This window comes from Actinoplanes sp. NPDC051633 (assembly GCF_040681735.1).
In the GTDB taxonomy this organism is placed as follows: Bacteria; Actinomycetota; Actinomycetes; order Mycobacteriales; family Micromonosporaceae; genus Actinoplanes.
The window spans coordinates 1-3,438 of the sequence record NZ_JBFAZH010000847.1 but is presented as its reverse complement, the minus strand read 5'-3'; the positions used below and the strand labels follow the sequence as shown (position 1 = coordinate 3,438).

Below are 3,438 nucleotides of genomic sequence, written 5' to 3'. Positions count from 1 at the left end.
TGAACATCCACTACCGCCACGCCCACCACCAACTGGCGGCGCAGGGCATCACGCACCGCCGCAGCTACGTCAACGAGTACTGCACGTCGCTCGACATGGCCGGGGCGTCACTCACCCTGGTCCGCCTCGACGACGAGATCGAGACGCTGCTCACCGCGCCCGCGGAGGCTGCCGTACGGATCTTCTGACGGTCGGTCGCCGGGCCGGATAATCGGTTGGCAGGCGGGCCATCGATGACAGACTGGCCCGGTGACCGAGCCTCTCATCGCCGCCGCCGCGAACAATGCCGAGTGGTGCGCCGCCGTCGGCCGGACGCACGGCGTCCGGTCGAGTTTCGGCGAGCGGGCGTGGCGGGCTCTGGACCGTACGCCGCCCTTCTATCCCGAGGCGGTCACCCTGCGCCCGGGTGCGGTGCCGGGTGACGTGCTGCCCGGCGGGGAGTTGTCCGGCTATTCGGTCAAGGACAGCTTCGCCGAGCTCGACCTCGCCCCGCACGGCTTCACCAAGCTCTTCGACGCACAGTGGATTCACCGCCCGCCGGACGTCCCCGCGCCACCGATGCCCGGCCTTCGCATCGAGCGGGTGACGGCCGGCGGCTTCCGCGAGTGGCAGGTCGCATGGCACGGCGGCGACGACGTCCCGGACATCTTCCGCCCGGCGCTGCTCGACGACCCGGCCGTGTCCGTCCTGGCCTTCCGCCGCGGCGATGAGCCGCGCGGTGAACTGGTCGGCGGTGCCGCCCTCAACCGCAGCGGCGACGTGGTCGGCGTTTCCAACCTCTTCGGCGGTTCCGACGCCTGGGCCGCGGCGATCAACGCGGTGCCCGGCGTCGCACTGGTCGGCTACGAACAGGGCGACGAACTCGGGCCGGCCGTGGACGCCGGGTTCGACGACGTCGGCCCGCTGCGCGTCTGGCTGCACGAGTGAGCCTCGCCTACGACCGGGAAGGGCCGGCGGGCCGGCTGCCCGTCGTGCTGATCCACGCCGGGATCGCGGACCGGCGGATGTGGGATCCGCAGTGGGAGTCGCTGGTCGCGGCCCGGGACGCCGTCCGGCTCGATCTGCGCGGCTTCGGCGAGTCGACGAGCCGGCCGGACGGACCGCTGGACAACGTCGCCGACGTCATCGGCACCCTCGAGCGCCTCGGCATCACGGAGTGCCACGTCGCCGGGGCGTCGTTCGGTGGTGGGGTGGCGGTCGAGCTGGCGTTGACGCGGCCGGGCCTCGTACGCAGCCTCCTGCTCTGCCCGCCCGGCGGCAGCCTGCTCGGCGAGATGACGCCCGACCTGCGGCGCTTCGTCGACGGCGAGAGAGCGGCGCTGGAGCGTGACGACCTCGACGCCGCCGCCGACCTCAACGTGGCCACCTGGGCCGTGGGCCCGGGCCGCACCGACGCCGATGTCGACCCGGCCGTGCGGGACGCGGTCCGGCGGATGCAGCGCAGCGCCTTCGAGGTCACCGCGTCGTGGGACGACGTCGACGAGGTGGAGCTGGATCCGCCGGCGCTCGACCGGCTGGCAGAGCTGACGCAGCCGACGCTGGTGCTGATCGGCGGGCACGACCTCGACGTCAGCCGGCGTGCGGCCGAGAGGGTGTGCGCGGAGGCGCCGGACGCCCGGCAGGTCGACTGGGACGACGTCGCGCACTTGCCGTCGATGGAGAAGCCCGAGGCGTTCCTCGAACTCCTCCTCGACTGGTCGGCCTAAGGGATCCAGACGACGGGGTGGTTCTCTCCCGTGAGCTCGTCGCCCAGACCGCCCGCCACGCGGCCGCGCTCGTCCACGCCCGCCACGGACGGACGGTTGAAGGTGCCGGTCTCCGGCTCCGAGAAACGGACGTGCCCGTTGCGCCAGAGGAACACCCGGTTGTCAGTGCCGGTCCCGGCGACCCCGGCGATGTCGCCGCGTTCGTTGGTGTGGGTCGCCAATCCTCGCCACGCCGGCGGGAGGAGATGGATCGTCCGGCCGGCGCGCCAGAGCACCGGGCGGCTGTCGATCGAGCCGACCACATCGCCGGCGTTGTTGATGTCCTGCGGGATGCCGTCGGCGGCGCGGCCGGCCATCAGGTCGACCAGCTTGCCCCGTTGCCACAGGTACGGATGCACGGGACTTTCCTCGGTCGCCGAGCCGTAGGAGAGGACCTGGTCACGGTCGTTGATGTCGATCGGCGCGATCTGGTGCAGGCCGGCGCCGAACACGCTCGTCACGCCGTCGCGCCAGACGAAACCAACGGGCTGAACCACGGCGTCGTGGACGGTGCCCAGCACCGTGCCCCGGTTGTTGATGGCCTGGCCCCGCGTGTAGGCGTCCGGATAGGGCGTTCCGAGATCGGTGAACTGCCCGTCCTGCCAGCGGAACGCCCGGTACTCGTAGAGCGAGCCCGACTCCAGCGTGCCGGTCACCTGAAGGTGGTCGTTGAGGTCGGTCGGCCGCGCCGACAGCGTCGGGTGCCGCACGGGCCGCAGGCTCCCGTTGGTCCAGATCAGATCGGCGATGAGGACGTCGCCGCGGTTGTTGAGCGCGGTCGGCAGCTCGCCGGGCACGCCCAGGTCGATCATCGTGTCGTACCGGCGCCATAGTGCGGCACGCACGCCGCCGTTCGCCTCAGGGTCCCGCAGGACGCCGACGATCTCCCCGCGGCGGTTGACCGCCGTGAGTCGCGCGGAGGTGAACTCACCGGTGTCCAATGCCACCTTGCGGAGCGTGCCGGAGGCGGTGGGTACGGCCGGCGCCGCCGTCGCGGGTGAGCCGCTCACGAGGATTTCCACGGCGGCAGCACCGGCTGTCGCTCGACTGAAGTGTCGCATGTCGACAGTTTGTCACTTTCAGGTAACAATCCCGCTACGAAATGTAGTTGGGCGGGACCTCGTCGGTGAGCCAGACGCCGTTCGCGCTGCGGTAGAAGAGGTGGCCGGCCTCGGCCATCTCGGCGGTGCGAACGGAGAGAATGGCGACGTCCGATGAGCGGCGGGTGCCGACGCGGGTCGCGGTTTCGAGGTCGGGGGAGAGGTGTACGTGCTGACGCGAGCGCGGCCTCAGCCCCTCCCGCATGATCGACTCGACGTTCGCCCGGGGCGTGCCGTGATAGAGCGTCTCCGGCGGCTCGACCGGCGTCAGGCCGAGATCGATCTCGACCCGGCGGGAGTGGCCCTGGCTGGCCCGGATGCGGTCGCCCTCGACGGCGAAACGGGCCTTGTCGTTGCCGGCCACCACGGCGTCCAGCTCGGCGCGGGTGACACCCAGCGCCTCGAGCAATGTGGAGATCGGCACCCAGCCCTGCGGGTCGAGGGTGATGCCCACGGATTCGGGGCGGTGTCGCAGCACCATCGACATTCTTCTGCTGAGCCGTACCTGCGACTTGCTCAGGCTCGTTCGGTAATTTAGACTTACAAAACCATGTTTTATAAAGTTTTAAATACCCTTCATCAGTCGGCTTAAA

The 3,438-nt window shown here is 70.5% G+C and carries 5 protein-coding genes; 3 read left to right on the top strand and 2 right to left on the bottom strand.

Features of this window, described 5'->3' with window-relative positions:
• The 3 genes from AB0M20_RS33210 to AB0M20_RS33200 form a co-directional block, all read left to right on the top strand.
• A partial coding sequence (locus AB0M20_RS33210; RefSeq protein ID WP_364304289.1) for a dihydroxyacetone kinase subunit DhaK occupies nucleotides 1-188 on the top strand: 188 nt, incomplete at its 5' end.
• Nucleotides 189-249: 61 nt separating this feature from the next.
• Nucleotides 250-927, top strand: coding sequence for a hypothetical protein (locus tag AB0M20_RS33205; protein ID WP_364304288.1), 678 nt, complete (start codon nucleotides 250-252; stop codon nucleotides 925-927).
• Nucleotides 924-1,706 carry an alpha/beta hydrolase gene (locus AB0M20_RS33200; RefSeq protein ID WP_364304287.1) on the top strand — a complete coding sequence of 261 codons (783 nt, stop codon included), beginning with the start codon at nucleotides 924-926 and terminating at the stop codon, nucleotides 1,704-1,706. The genes AB0M20_RS33205 and AB0M20_RS33200 overlap by 4 nt, the downstream gene beginning before the upstream one ends.
• Here the strand turns inward: AB0M20_RS33200 and AB0M20_RS33195 are convergent.
• Together AB0M20_RS33195 and AB0M20_RS33190 are read right to left on the bottom strand one after the other, a co-directional pair.
• Nucleotides 1,703-2,755, bottom strand: coding sequence for a hypothetical protein (locus AB0M20_RS33195; RefSeq protein WP_364304286.1), 1,053 nt, complete (start codon nucleotides 2,753-2,755; stop codon nucleotides 1,703-1,705). The two genes, AB0M20_RS33200 and AB0M20_RS33195, sit on opposite strands and share 4 nt — an antisense overlap.
• An 85-nt stretch (nucleotides 2,756-2,840) precedes the next feature.
• Nucleotides 2,841-3,365 (bottom strand): RNA 2'-phosphotransferase, encoded by a 525-nt coding sequence (locus AB0M20_RS33190; RefSeq protein WP_364304290.1) that lies wholly within the window; start codon nucleotides 3,363-3,365, stop codon nucleotides 2,841-2,843.
• Nucleotides 3,366-3,438 lie beyond the last annotated feature (73 nt).